The sequence below is a fragment of the Staphylococcus sp. GDY8P67P genome (assembly GCF_017892545.1).
GTDB classification, from domain to species: domain Bacteria; phylum Bacillota; class Bacilli; order Staphylococcales; family Staphylococcaceae; genus Staphylococcus; species Staphylococcus ureilyticus.
Map to the genome: position 1 here is coordinate 25787 of NZ_JAESLH010000022.1, position 14621 is coordinate 40407.

Annotated in this window: 12 protein-coding genes and 1 pseudogene; 6 read left to right on the forward strand and 7 right to left on the reverse strand. The window is 33.2% G+C overall.

What is annotated here, in order from left to right; translation table 11 throughout:
* The first annotated feature begins 50 nt into the window (after nt 1-50).
* On the forward strand, nt 51-1547 hold the full coding sequence (gene nagE, locus KA833_RS08010) for an N-acetylglucosamine-specific PTS transporter subunit IIBC (protein WP_046206840.1): 1497 nt from the start codon (nt 51-53) through the stop codon (nt 1545-1547).
* Between the two features lie 241 nt (nt 1548-1788).
* On the forward strand, nt 1789-2910 hold the full coding sequence (locus tag KA833_RS08015; protein ID WP_210128440.1) for an HAD family hydrolase: 1122 nt from the start codon (nt 1789-1791) through the stop codon (nt 2908-2910).
* A 113-nt stretch (nt 2911-3023) separates the two neighbouring features.
* Here KA833_RS08015 and KA833_RS14090 read toward each other — a convergent pair.
* The 4 genes and pseudogenes from KA833_RS14090 to KA833_RS08030 all read right to left on the reverse strand — a co-directional run.
* Nucleotides 3024-3197: pseudogene (locus KA833_RS14090) on the reverse strand (IS5/IS1182 family transposase); the annotation flags it as partial.
* A gap of 395 nt (nt 3198-3592) precedes the next feature.
* Nucleotides 3593-5209 carry a phosphoglycerate dehydrogenase gene (serA, locus tag KA833_RS08020; protein WP_210128441.1) on the reverse strand — a complete coding sequence of 539 codons (1617 nt, stop codon included), beginning with the start codon at nt 5207-5209 and terminating at the stop codon, nt 3593-3595.
* Nucleotides 5202-6362 carry a pyridoxal-phosphate-dependent aminotransferase family protein gene (locus KA833_RS08025; RefSeq protein WP_064208837.1) on the reverse strand — a complete coding sequence of 387 codons (1161 nt, stop codon included), beginning with the start codon at nt 6360-6362 and terminating at the stop codon, nt 5202-5204. The genes serA and KA833_RS08025 overlap by 8 nt, the downstream gene beginning before the upstream one ends.
* 165 nt (nt 6363-6527) lie before the next feature.
* Nucleotides 6528-6968: an SACOL1771 family peroxiredoxin gene (locus KA833_RS08030; protein WP_046206844.1), complete on the reverse strand. Its 441-nt coding sequence runs from the start codon at nt 6966-6968 to the stop codon at nt 6528-6530.
* Between the two features lie 78 nt (nt 6969-7046).
* On the opposite strand from KA833_RS08030, the gene KA833_RS08035 reads away from it, so the two are divergent.
* A complete protein-coding gene (locus tag KA833_RS08035; RefSeq protein ID WP_210128442.1) occupies nt 7047-7790 on the forward strand; it encodes a glycerophosphodiester phosphodiesterase in 744 nt (247 codons plus the stop codon).
* Nucleotides 7791-7928: 138 nt separating this feature from the next.
* Here the strand turns inward: KA833_RS08035 and KA833_RS08040 are convergent, their stop codons facing one another.
* The 3 genes from KA833_RS08040 to KA833_RS08050 all read right to left on the reverse strand — a co-directional run bounded on the left by KA833_RS08040 (nt 7929) and on the right by KA833_RS08050 (nt 10005).
* A complete protein-coding gene (locus KA833_RS08040; RefSeq protein ID WP_046206846.1) occupies nt 7929-8435 on the reverse strand; it encodes a GNAT family N-acetyltransferase in 507 nt (168 codons plus the stop codon).
* Nucleotides 8436-8683: 248 nt separating this feature from the next.
* Nucleotides 8684-9286, reverse strand: a complete 603-nt coding sequence (gene rpsD / locus KA833_RS08045) for a 30S ribosomal protein S4 (protein WP_019468598.1) — start codon at nt 9284-9286, stop codon at nt 8684-8686.
* 254 nt (nt 9287-9540) lie between these two features.
* Complete coding sequence (locus KA833_RS08050) at nt 9541-10005, reverse strand: GAF domain-containing protein (RefSeq protein ID WP_070039318.1); 465 nt, start codon at nt 10003-10005, stop codon at nt 9541-9543.
* 224 nt (nt 10006-10229) lie between these two features.
* Here KA833_RS08050 and ezrA point away from each other — a divergent pair, with 224 nt between their 5' ends.
* The 3 genes from ezrA (at nt 10230) to thiI (ending at nt 14576) form a co-directional block, all read left to right on the forward strand.
* Nucleotides 10230-11921 carry a septation ring formation regulator EzrA gene (gene ezrA, locus KA833_RS08055; protein ID WP_046206848.1) on the forward strand — a complete coding sequence of 564 codons (1692 nt, stop codon included), beginning with the start codon at nt 10230-10232 and terminating at the stop codon, nt 11919-11921.
* A 298-nt stretch (nt 11922-12219) separates the two neighbouring features.
* Entirely contained in the window at nt 12220-13356 is a 1137-nt protein-coding gene (locus tag KA833_RS08060) for a cysteine desulfurase family protein (protein WP_107360055.1), read from the forward strand.
* The gene (gene thiI, locus KA833_RS08065; RefSeq protein WP_070039324.1) at nt 13353-14576 is read left to right on the forward strand and encodes a tRNA uracil 4-sulfurtransferase ThiI; all 1224 of its coding nucleotides are present in this window, start codon (nt 13353-13355) and stop codon (nt 14574-14576) included. The genes KA833_RS08060 and thiI overlap by 4 nt, the downstream gene beginning before the upstream one ends.
* Nucleotides 14577-14621: the final 45 nt, after the last annotated feature.

Below are 14621 nucleotides of genomic sequence, written 5' to 3' on the forward strand. Positions count from 1 at the left end.
TGTACATGTGGTGATTTTTTAGGTAATTTATTGGGAAATGGGGAATGATTATGTATAGTTTCTTTCAACGTTTGGGAAGATCGCTCATGTTGCCAGTTGCAGTGTTACCAGCAGCTGCTATTATCGTTGGTATTGGTAATGCATTAACAGCACTTGGTATATTGCCAACCATAGCTGCGTTCTTTTCAACAGCAGGCTCAACGATACTAGGGCAACTGGGAATATTATTTGCAATTGGGGTCGCTTTAGGTATGGCGAAAAAAAATGACGGAGCAGTGGCGCTTGCTGCAGCTGTTGGTTTCTTCTTAACAACCGTCGTGCTTAGTCCTGAAAAATTAGCACCATTATTGGGTGTAAAAGAAACAGGAGTAAATGAAGCGTTCGAACAAATGAATAATCAAAACGTCTTAATCGGTTTGATTATCGGTTTAGTTGCTGCATATACGTATAACAGATTTAGTAAAACAGAACTGCCAACAGCGTTATCGTTCTTTAGTGGTAAACGTTTGGTACCTATTTTAACTGCATTCTTTAGTATATTTATCGCGGTTATTATGTTGTTTGTTTGGCCAGTTGTGTACTCAGCAATTGTTGCATTTGGAACATGGATATTAGATTTAGGTCCTGGTGGTGCATTTTTATATGGCTTTTTCAACCGTTTGTTAATACCGACAGGATTACACCATGCATTGAATGCAGTATTTTGGTTTGATTTAGCAGGTATTAATGATATCGCTAAATTCCAAACAGGTGATGGTGCTGTTCAAGGTATCACAGGACGCTATATGGCTGGTTTCTTCCCAGTAATGATGTTTGGGATTCCAGCAGCAGCATTAGCGATGTATCATACTGCTGAGACAAAACAGAAAAAAAGAGTTTATGGCTTAATGTTTGGTGGAGCGATTTCAGCATTTTTCGTTGGCGTGACTGAGCCAATCGAATTTTCATTTATGTTTGTAGCACCAATACTATTTGTTATTCATGCACTATTAACTGGTTTATCTCTGTTTATTGCAGCGCTATTTCACTGGACAGCAGGGTTCTCATTTAGTGCGGGGTTAATTGACTTTTTACTATCTTTGATTAATCCAGTAGCAAATCATCCACTGATGTTAATGGTTCAAGGTGTAGTGTTCTTTGTGATTTATTATGTTGTATTTAGATTAGCAATAAAATGGTTGAAACTTAATACACCTGGTCGTGGTGATAACTTACTACCTGACCCGACATCAGAAGAAGCTACAACAGGTGACACTGCAGATTCAGCTGAGTCTGAAGGGGAGTTACAGAAAAATAAGTATTCAAAAACGGCAAGTCAAATCGTAGAAGGTCTTGGTGGCAAAGAAAACATTACTTCTTTAACAAATTGTGCTACTCGTTTACGTATGGAACTCAATGATAATAGTATTATTGATGAAACTAAGATTAAAAGTGCTGGTGCAGTAGGTGTTACTACAAGCGGTAAACACAACACCCAAGTTATCATTGGGACGCAAGTACAACAAGTAGCAGACGAAATGGAAGCGCAACTAGAAGATCATAGTTAGATAGACGTCGTTTGAAAGTTTTATTATAAAGTTGTAGCAATTCATACAATCACGTTTGGAAATTAGCGATAAGTACATGTTATCGTTTCATTTTCAAGCGTGATTTTATTTTCAAATTAATTTCATGAAATTAATAATATATTTCTATATATATATCTTTTGGAAATACATTGCTCTTTTCACATGTAAATAGTACGATATACTAGTATCAGAATTTTCTGATTAAAGGAGAGGAACTAAGATGAAGTCGGTATTATTTGATGTTGATGGTGTGTTTTTAAGTGAAGAAAGGTGCTTTGATGTATCTGCATTAACGGTTTATGAAATGTTAATGAGTAAAGATTATATTGCTATTGACCCATCTATAGATTTTCATGAACTGGATGACGAGCAAATTTCTGAAATAAGAGATATTGTCTTTTACCATGATGAGATCTTAACAAAGTTAAAATCTTTAGGGTTGAATTCAAACTGGGATATGTTATTTATTGTTATTGCATTACATTACATTGACTTATGCAAATCACTTACTCAAGAGGAATTGTCTATTGCATTGAATTCAAAAAGCTTTAGTGAAAAAACGCTACAATTTCTCGGTGATCATATTTCTGATATTGAGCTTAATTTTGAATTACCACTTTCATTTTTAGATGGTTTAAGTTCTGGTAAAGAAAATATATATCAAGCATTAATTGAACATGCAAAAGTACAGTTAAATACAAAAGATGTTGAATTATTTGAGTTGAAAAGTCCTTTCTGGATGCTAGCACAAGAAATATATCAGGAATGGTATTTAGGTTGCGAATTATATCATGAAGTAGAACAGAAACAACAGCGCACTGACTTTAAAAAAGGCTATATATATCAAGAGGTAGTGCTTAGACCTGTTAGTGAAATCAAGCAATTGTTAGAAGATTTAAAAGAGGCTGGTTACCAAATTGCCATTGCTACAGGCCGACCACGTACTGAGACAATCGTTCCATTTGAAACATTAGGGATTAAATCATTGTTTGACGATTTACATATTGTGACTGCTAGTGATGTATTGATTGCAGAAGAACATTTTCCTGATTTAAAGCCGCTAGGGAAACCCAATCCATTTAGCTATTTAGCAACGCTAGATGGTAATGATTTGCAACATTATAAAAAATATGCAACAAATCAAGAAAATCGTGTAAACCCAGATGAAGTATTTATTGTTGGTGATTCATTAGCTGATTTATTAAGTGCGAAAAAGATAGGCGCAACTTTTATCGGTCCTTTAACCGGTTTGAAAGGACAAAATGCACGTGAGGAATTAGAAAGCTATGATGCTGAATATATTGTCAATCATGTTGGTGAAATTCGAGATATCTTATTATAATACAAACGTTGACAATTGAGGTATATAAGAAATATAAATGTATATAATCACATCTTGATAAAGATGATTACCATTAATGATTTACAAGGTTTACTTGAACGAAAGCGTATATATAAACATTTTGGATGATATGAGTAGCACCACGATGTTTTTTTGAATGCATGGATTACATTTTCAGTGATTGTTTCAACGATTTCATTCACATGTCGTGATATATCATTTGTGGGAATAAGAATTGAAGTTTCCATTGGTAGTGTAAGTTGAGTCATGTTGTAATCTATATACATAAGGCACTTCGTTAATTTTAGTGAATTTATTAAATTATACGAAATGCCTTATTTTTTGAATAACAAAATATACATTGTATCGATTTTGTAATGTGTTGACGCCAGGGGGAATGATATGAGTGAGAGACTACAGGCTCGAGCCATATCCTCAGGCAAGCATGTACGATTAAAATCGTAGTATTTTAAATATAAAGAGGGGCAATCCATATTAAGGATTGCCCCTCTTATTTTGAAAATGGGGATTTAAGTCCCAGCCTTTATTTTTCTGCTATTTATGTCCAGACGCTTAAATAGTATTTCATATGAATAAGACAGTTAATAATAGTTCAAATTAAATGTATCTTGATAAAAAGTTGACAGGACAATCATTTTGTTGTCCTGTCAGTTTATTATTGTTAAATATTGTAATTTTCATTAGCTGCAACATCTAATTCTACACTTCTTATTAGATTAAATCCTTCAATTTCATATAAAGCATCGATTACATCTTGTGTTACAGGATGATCAATCGATAAAATCATCAACGCATTACCACCTTGGTTGGTGCGTCCTAAATGCATAGAAGCGATATTGATATTGTATTCACCTAATATTTGACCTGTACGTCCTACAATACCTGGTCTATCGTTATGATTGATAACCAATTGATGTTTTTCAGGTTTGAAATCAACAGGGTATTCATTAATACGTACGATTCTTGGGCCATAGCCATTTAGTACAGTTGCACCAATTTTAATTTGTGTGTCTTTATTAATTAAAGTTAATTCAATATAATTGCTAAATCCACGATGTTTGGTATCTTTTTCTATATTATATGATACACCTTGCTCATTTAGTAATACTAAGGCATTTATTAAGTTGACACGTTCTGCTAAATCTTGGCGTAATACACCTGATACAAGGGTTCTAGTAAGTAAACTTGTATCATCCAGTGCGATATCCCCTTTATATTTAATTTGTAACTCACGAGGGGCTTTTTCCAATAATTGAATACCTACTTCACCAGTTAATTTACTTAATTCAATATATGGCTTTAATTCATCATTAATTTCATTGAAGGACATTTTTGGTGCGTTAATCGCATTAACGACATTACCGTGTTCAAATATGTCTATGATTTCATTGGCAACGGAGACTGCAACTTTTTCTTGTGCTTCAACAGTAGATGCACCCAGGTGTGGTGTGACGATGATTTTATCATGCGCAACAAGTGGTGATTCAGTTGCAGGTTCGCTTTCAAATACATCAATTGCAGCGCCCTGAATTTGATTAGTATCTAATGCTTCGACAAGCGCATCTTCATCAATGATACCTCCGCGCGCAACATTGATAATTTGAAGGGTCGGTTTTGCTTTTTCAAAAAATGCTTTATCTACAATACCTCTTGTTTTTGGAGTCAGCGGTGTATGCACTGTTACAAAATCTGCTTGTTCAGCAATTTCATCAACTGTAGCACGTGTCACATTAAGTTCTTTAGCTTTGTCTTCTGACAGATAAGGATCAAAAGCAAGTATGTTCATACCAAAGCTTTGTGCACGTTTTGCTACACCGATTCCAATTCTCCCAGCACCAATAACACCTAATGTTTTATTATAAAGTTCAGTGCCTCTATAAGCTTTACGATCCCATTTACCATTTTTTAATGATTGGTGGGCTTGAGGGACGTTACGTGCCATGGATAAAATCATTGCCATAGAATGTTCAGTAGCTGAAATTGTATTCCCATCAGGTGCATTAATAACGATAACACCATGTTTAGTAGCAGCTTCTACATCAATATTATCCACACCAACACCTGCACGTGCGATGACTTTTAAGTTTGGTGCAGCAGCAATGATATTAGATGTGACTTGTGTTTGGCTACGTACAATCAGTCCCTCATAGTTAGGAATGATTTCAGCTAATTCTGTTTCATTCAAATCAGTTTGAATGTCGACATTAAAATCGCCATGATCTGTTAAATTTTTTAAACCATCTGGTGAAATTGGATCTGAAACTAAAATTTTATACATATGCTTTTACGACCTCCATATATTGTGTGATAGCTTTACCAACATAAGATTCATTTCTAAATTCTGACAATAGTATTTCTAACGCTGATACAACTTGTAAAATATCAAAAGGCGATATTTGCCCCATATGGCCAATACGTAATATTTGGCCTTTTAAATGACCCTGGCCACCAGCAATTGTAATGGCAAATCTATTTTTTAATTCACTCTTAATATAGTTGAGTTCATCTTTAGATTTTGGAGTGAACGCAGTGACAGTAGGAGACGCATAAACATCTTGAACCAATAATTCCAAATCTAATGCTTTCAATGCTTGTCTTAATCCATCCCTTATCGCATAATGCCTAGCAACAACTTGATCTAAACCTTCTGCATTGATTAGTTCGGCGTATGCGTTTACACCTCTAAATAAAGATACATTGGGTGTGAAAGGTGTTGAATGTTCAGCCAATGATTTTAAATATTTATTTAAATCTAAATAAAATCTAGGCGTTTCTACTGCGTTAAATCGTTCTTTTGCACGATTATTATAAGCTACAAATCCGAGACCGGGTGGAAGCATAATTGCTTTTTGACTACCTGAAACAAGTACATCGATATAATCCCGGTCTAAATCTACATCAACAGCTCCAATACAACTAACACCATCAACCACAAAATATATCGATGAATCAAAGTCGTTTAATGCTTTGCCAAGTTCATGAACAGGATGTAATACAGCCGTAGAAGTCTCGCAATATTGACTAAAGACTGCTGTGATTTCAGTGTTTAAAGATTTTAAAAAGTCGATAAAGTCAGGAACACTGACCGCTTGTCCCCATTCAACTTCAAATATATGTACATTATCGTAATAAGTTTCTGCAATTTGTTTAAATCTATTGCCAAATGCACCAGAAACAATTACAACGATGTCATCATCTGGATTTGCTATATTTAGCATACTCGCTTCAAGTACGCTGGTTCCACTTGAAGTAAGTATCATAACCTCATTTTTAGAACCAAAGATAGGTTTAAGTGATTTAAAAGCTTGTTCTGCGATTGCTTCAAAATCACTTGATCGATGTCCGACCATTGGTAATTGTGTAGCGTGTAATATATGTTCTGGTACAGGTGTTGGTCCTGGTGTAAGTAACAAAGGATGATAATATTTCATGTGTAATTCCCCCCAATGCTTATGATTGTCAAGTTTAGCAAATTTTCAGAAAATATAAAAGTGTAAAAATTTAAAATAATTAAATATATTCAAATTTCTAATAATATGTAAGGGCATACATTGTTATTATAATCATATTCCGTCATACATAAAATGATTGCAAAATTATTTTAATATAGGTTCTATTTTGACGTCGACATTGCCTCTTATAGAATTTGAAATCATGCAATTATTGTCTGCAATCTTTAGTAACTTTGGTAGTTTCTTTTTTAATTGTTCTTTCTGTGTTGTATCTACATTTATTTCAGGATAATGTGTAATGGTATCCATTTTAAATTTGGCATTTTCAAATATAGCTAATCCAATAGTTGATTGTTGTATATCAATATTGGTAAAACCTGAGCGTTCTAATACAGCCGCAAGGGAAATGATATAACAAGATGATGCTGCGGATACTAATAACTCATCAGGATTCGTACCAGTTCCATTTCCGCCTAGACCTGCTGGGATAGATATTTGTTCATTCAAAATATCACCAGAAAGTTTACCGACTGATTCTCGTCCATCTTCCCATTTTGTAGTTACTTTAAATTGATGTTGGACCATTGCTTTGACCTCCATTGTTTTTATGATAACTTAAGTTTAGTGGATTCTAGTTTATAATGAAAGGGGAGGGCACTTTTTATGTCATTTGAATACGAAAAACATCATATAATGTTAGTTGCGCATCGTGGCTTGGCAATGGATTATCCAGAAAACACCAGTATTGCTATTCAATCTGCCCTTCAAAGCAATGCAGATATCATAGAGATAGATTTACATAAAACGCGGGATGGTCAGTTAGTTGTGATACATGATGACACTATTGACAGAACATCAAATGGTAGTGGGAAGGTTGGAGAACAAACACTTAATGATTTAAGACGATATGATTATGGTATAAATAGTAGTCCAAGATATACCAAACAAACATTGCTGACATTTGATGAAGTATTAACATTAATCAAAGCATCGTCTCAGGCATTATTAATAGAAATGAAACAACCTAAAAATTATCCTGGCATTGAAAATGATTTAATAGATAAACTAAAGCAATATGAGCTAGATAAAAATCAAGTGATCATTCAATCTTTTGATCAAAATTTTATAAAGCAACTATATCTGAAGCAATATGGCTATCGATTAGGTGTTTTAATTAGCAAAAAACGATATTGGTATAAAATGCCATCTTTTAAAAAAATAGCTGAATATGCTGACTACGTGAATCCACACTTTTCCTTAGTAACGAAAACCTTTATGAAAAAAGCACATTATCATGGATTAAAAGTAATGCCTTATACTGTTAATGAAAAAAGCCAAGCGATAAAACTAATCCGTATTGGTGTCGATGGTCTTATTTCTGACAAACCACATCGCTTATTTTGTTAATTCAATAACTACCTGAGCTAAAGCTCATGCATAAGAACCACTAACCCAACAAGTTTGGAAGTGGTTTTAAGGATTACCTGAGCAAAAGCTCATGCATAACCCCCACTAACTCAACAAGTTGAGAAGTGGGGGTTACATTTATTTTTGTTGATTAATCCAATCATCTCTTAAAAGACCCATTACATGGCAATCATTATATTTACCTCGCGTATAGAAATGTTCTTGTAAGGTACCTTCAATTTTAAAGTTTTGTTTTTGGTAGATATGTACAGCCTTCTCGTTTGTAACATCTACAAATAAATATATTTTATGAAGGTTTAACACTAAAAAGGCATAATCTATGGCCATTTTAAAGGCTTGTGAGGCATATCCTTTACCACCATATTGTTCATCTACGATAATTTGTATTTCGCAATTACTATGTATAAAATCAATTTCTACCAATTCAACCACGCCGATACGCTCAGAATCATTTTCGATAATAAATCTTCTTTCAGATTCATCTAATAGATGCTTTTTATAGAGTGATTGTAACTCACTTAAAGATTGATATGGTTCTTCAAACCAATAAGACATAATGGAATATTCATTATTTAAATGATGTACAAAGTCCAAATCTGTTTCTTCTAAAGCTCTAATTTTCAATGTTAACACTCCTTTTTACTAAATATAAACAAAGTAAAGAAAAATGTAAAATTGAAAAGAAATACAGCGGAAGGTCTTTTATTTTCCTTTAACATTAAGTGAATACAATGGGGGATATCTTGAAGCCTTTCAATATGCTACGTTTATTATTTTAGCTTAGAAATGATTGCGTAATGAGTCACTGTCTACAAATTTGGATACAAAAAAACACCGACAAAAAATTTGTCGGTGCTTTAATATAAAAATTATTATCTTGAGTAGTACTCAACGATAAGTTGTTCATTGATTTCAGCTGGTAATTCACTACGTTCAGGAATGCGAATGAATTTACCTTTTAAGTTGTCTGCATCAAACTCTAAGTAATCAGGTACAAAGTTGTTGATTTCAACAGATTCAGCAATGATATCTAATTTAGCAGATTTTTCACGTACTGAAACTTCTTGTCCTGGTTTAAGTGTGTATGATGGGATATCAACACGTTTACCGTCAACTTCGATATGACCATGGTTAACGATTTGACGTGCTTGACGACGTGTACGAGCTAAACCTAATGAATATACAACTGCATCTAAACGTGCAGCAAGTAATTGCATGAAGTTTTCACCATGTACACCATGTTGGTTACCAGCAATTTCGAATGTGTTACGGAATTGTCTTTCAGTCATGCCATATAAATAACGTAATTTTTGTTTCTCACGTAATTGTAAACCATACTCTGACATTTTTTTACGTTGGTTAGGACCATGTTGTCCTGGTGCGTAAGGACGTTTTTCTAATTCTTTACCTGTGCCACTTAAAGAAATACCTAAGCGACGAGATTTTTTCCAGTTTGAACCTCTGAATCGAGCCATAAATAGACTCCTCCTTTTTCTTTTTTGTTGTTATGAAAAAACAAAAAAGAGTGTTGCATGCTTAATTGGATATATTGTTTTATGTGTCCTCGCCTCATAGCTACGGTTACACGGCACGCCCACTTTGGGAACAACATAGCGCCAATTAATATACAACTGCTAATTTCGTTTATTCACACAAAGAACATTGTACCATGATATATTAATCTGTCAATAGTTGACCTTGCGTTTGTTTGTAATAGAACAGGATTAGTTTATGATAATTGATTTTCAATGATAGCTACAATGTTTTCTAAGCCTTGCTTATCTTCATTATTGAAACGGTTTGTGATAGGTGCATCTATATCTAAAACACCTATGACATTGCTATCTTTATGAATAGGTATTACAATTTCAGATTTACTGTTAGCATCGCAAGCAATATGTCCAGGAAATGCATTTACGTCTGCTACTAATTGTGATTCATCTTTGGCAACAGCAGTCCCACACACGCCTTTACCAATAGCGATATGTACACAAGCAGGGTGTCCTTGAAATGGACCAAGAATTAATTCGTTATCTTCTACTAAATAAAACCCTACCCAGTTAATTTGATCTAATGAATCATTTAACAGTGCAGATACGTTACTAAGGATGGCAATCATATTGGACTCATCTTCAATTAAACTTGAAACTTGCTTTTGTAATAAATCATAATTTGTTTCACTAACCTCTAGCATAAAAAAACCTCACTTTTTACTTTTCATTTAGTATAAAGACTGTTTTAATAGTAATCAATCAATTGATTTTAGAAGTTATTTTAAAATTATCGTTATACATATGATTAGGAAAGAAAGAACTTAATGACTAATTTTAAATAATTGAGATGATTCACTCATTTTCTCTTTAATGGGTAGGTATCTTACGTTATAATGAATAGTGATAAAATAGGAGGAGAAAACATATGGTATTGTATGTCATTTTAGCAATTATTGTCATTATACTGATTATTGTCGGTATATTATTCTATATGCGTTCCAACAAAAGCCAAATAATTGAAAAGGCTGAAACGCGTAAAGTAAAAGTAGAACAATTACCCTATGATGAAAGTCTATCTCAATTGTCTGAGCTAACTTTAACAGGGGAGACAAAAACAACTTATAACAGTTTAAAACAAAATGCACTAGATAGTAAAAATCAATATTTATTACCAGTAGAAGAAAAAATTCATGATGCAGAAGGATTGCTTGATAAATTTAAATTTTCACAAGCTCAAACTGAAATTGATGAAGCACATGAATTGATGGATAAATATGAAGAAAACTACAATGAACTTACTTCAAAAGTTGAAAATATTTTAAATCTACATAAAGAAAGTGACCACCTATATGAAGCGTGTAAGGTGGATTATCGTGAAATGAAACGTGATGTGTTAGCTAATAGACATCAATTCGGTGAAGCGGCTGCTCCATTGGAACAAGAAATTGAATCATTTGTTCCAGAAATGGAAACATATGAAACATTAAAAGAGGACGGCAATTATAACCAAGCGTACAATCACATCAAAACGCTTAATGAAGATATGAATTATCTTAAAAAAGATATGGATGAAATTCCTGAATTGATTAGAGAAGCACAAAAAGAATTACCAGGACAATTCCAAGATTTAAAATATGGATGTCGCGACTTGAAAGTCGAGGGTTATGATTTAGATCATGTCAAAATTGATAGTTCATTACAGACGCTTAAAACAGAATTGAGTTTCGTTGAACCAATGATCAGTAGATTAGAATTAGACGAAGCAAATGATAAATTAAATAGTATTAATGATCGTCTTGATGAAATGTATGAATTAATCGAACATGAAGTAAAAGCAAAAAATGAAGTAGAAGAAACAAAAGAAGTTATCACTGATAATCTATTTAGAGCTAAAGAAATGAATTATACGTTACAAACTGAAATTGAATATGTGCGCGAAAATTATTATATAAACGAAAGTGATGTTCAAAATGTAAGACAGTTTGAAAATGAAATTCAGAGCATGATTTCAGTATATGATGAAATATTACAAGAAATGGCGAAATCAGCAGTAAGATATAGCGAAGTCCAAGATAACTTGAAATATATCGAAGAACATGTTGATGTCATCAATGAAAAACAAGAAAAACTACAAAATCATTTAATTCAACTTCGAGAAGATGAAGCAGAAGCAGAAGAAAATATCTTGCGTGTTCAAAGTAAAAAAGAGGAAGTTTATAGAAAACTCTTGGCCTCAAATTTACCGAGTGTACCTGAAAGATTCATCATTATGAAAAATGAAATAGATTATGAAGTGCGTGAAGTAAACAAAAAATTTAGTGTGAGACCCATCCATGTAAAACAACTTAAAGATAAAGTCTCTAAAGTAGTTCTACAAATGAATAAATTTGAAGATGAAGCAACAGATGTTCTCGTCAATGCAGTCTATGCTGAAAAATTGATTGAATATGGGAACCGCTATCGTAAAGAAAGTTCAAATATTGATAAAAGTCTTAATGAAGCAGAGCGTTTATTTAAAAATAATCGTTACAAACGCTCAATTGAAATATCTGAACAAGCACTAGAGAGTGTAGAACCAGGTGTTACAAAACAAATTGAATCACAAGTTATTAACTAAATAATAGTAATGTTTTTGAGGCTGGAACATAAAATTGTTCCAGCCTCAAATAATTTTTTGGCGCTAGATGTTTGTATGAACAAATTATTAATATTTAATGATTATTTAAAAATTCATATAGACAGTGATGAAGAATTTATATTTAAAAAACCATTTTCTGTCTTACTCTCTTTTCTTTTTAATAAAACCGAGTATAATGCTAAAAGGGAAACTTTAAAATACGAAATGATATGTTGATATAAAAAATAAATATGAAAAATCCTTAAATATAAAATGATATAGAATTGGAGTGAAAACATTGATTTATCTTGATAATGCAGCGACAACGAAACCGCGACAAGACGTATTAGATACCTTTTTAAAAGTAAATGAATCGCTATATTTTAATCCAAACAGCCCACATAAAGCAGGTATACAAGCAGAGCAGTTATTACAACAATCAAAAGATCAAATTAAAGAACTATTTAAATTAGAAAAAGATTTTGATATTGTTTTTACAAGTGGCGCAACTGAATCCAATAATATTGCTATCAAAGGGATTGCTTACAAGAAAAGAGCATTTGCAAATGTCATAATTACTTCAGTTTTAGAACATCCCTCTGTTTTAGAGGTTGTTCGTTCATTAGAAAATGAAGGTTTCGATATAAAATATGTAAACGTGACTAAAGATGGACAAATTGATTTAGAACATTTGAAATCGTTGATGTCAGATAAGGTAGCTCTTGTAACGTGTATGCAAGTCAATAATATCATGGGACAAATTCAACCTATCGAAGCGGTGGCAAAAATTGTTCACCAATACCCTAAAGCACACTTACATGTTGATGCAGTACAAGCAATAGGTAAAATTGCGTTAGATTTTAAATCTGCTGACACAATGAGTTTAAGTGGTCATAAATTTCATGGCTTAAAAGGCCAAGGCCTTTTATTTGTTCGTAATTTACATCAAATTGAGCCAATTGTTCATGGCGGTGGTCAAGAATACGGACTTAGAAGTGGCACAGTCAATCTTCCTATTGATATAGCCATCGTGAAAGCTTTAAAAGTCGCTGTAAAAGAAAGTGCGCAACTATATGAAAAATTAAGTGAGTTCAATCAGGAAATCATACAATTTTTAAATGAATATAGTGGTGTAAAGGTTAATTCTCCTAGCGGCGCATCACCACATATTTTGAATGTTGGTTTTCCCGGCGTGAAAGGTGAAGTATTAGTAAATGCATTTTCAAAATATGATATTATGCTATCTACTACAAGTGCTTGTTCATCCAAAAAGGCATCCTTGAACGAAGTACTTTTAGCAATGGATATCCCTAAAACGCAAATAGAAGGCAGTATCAGAATATCAATGGGTGCCAATACTACTACTGATGATATACGTGATTTTAAGGAGAAATTTAATCTTGTATATGAAGAAGTGAAGGAGTTGTTAAAATGATTTATGATCACATTTTAGTGAGATATGGAGAGTTAACCTTAAAAGGTGCTAACCGTAAGATGTTTGTTAATAAATTACGTTCAAATGTTAAACGCGCATTAATGCCACTGCAAGGATATAAAGTCAAAGCCAATAGAGATAGAATGTACATTGAATTAGATGAAGGTGCAGATATTGAAGAAATGTGTCGCCGCTTAGAAAAAGTATTTGGTATTTATTCTATCAGTCCCGTATTGAAAATTGATAAAACAATAGAAGCAGTACGTGATATAGCTGTAAAATTTGCTCAAGGTTATGCACATGGAGATACATTTAAGATTGATGTCAAACGCTCAGATAAAAACTTTTCGTTTGATACATATCAATTGCAAAAAGAACTCGGTGGAACCGTATTAAACGCAACTGATGATCTAACAGTAGATGTACACAACCCGAACCATACGATTAAAGTTGAGGTTCGATTAGACGCTATTTATGTTTATGATCAAGTCATTGCAGGATCTGGTGGATTACCAGTTGGTACGGGTGGTAAGACATTACTTATGTTATCCGGAGGTATAGATTCTCCAGTAGCTGGTATTGAAGTTATGAGAAGAGGTGTCACTGTAGAAGCCATTCATTTTCATAGTCCACCATTCACGAGTGAAAAGGCTAAAGATAAAGTAATTGAACTGACAAGAATTATGTCTGCGCATGTTGGTCCTATTAAATTGCATATTGTACCCTTCACTGCTTTACAAAAACAAATTAATAAAGTCGTACATGAGCGCTATACGATGACTTCAACACGTAGAATGATGATGAGGGTAGCGGATAAGCTTGTGCATGATATTGATGGACATGCCATCGTAAATGGTGAAAATTTAGGACAGGTTGCTAGTCAAACCCTTAAAAGTATGTATGCTATCAATCATGTGACATCTACACCAATCTTACGACCACTTTTAACATTAGATAAGGAAGACATCGTGAAGAGAGCCAAAGAAATTGGTACATTTGAGACATCTATTCAGCCATATGAAGATTGTTGTACCATCTTTACACCTAAAAATCCTGCGACGGAGCCAGACATTGAAAAAGTCGAAAAATTTGAAGCGGTATATGATTTTGAACCTCTTGTACAAGAAGCATTTGAACAAATAGAAACTTTAACAATTACGCCAGACTATCAAAGTGAAAAAGATACTGAAACGCAAGCATTGGCAGATCATTTATTTTAATATTTACTTTGAGTATTCAATTCCATACGAACAACATGAGTTAAT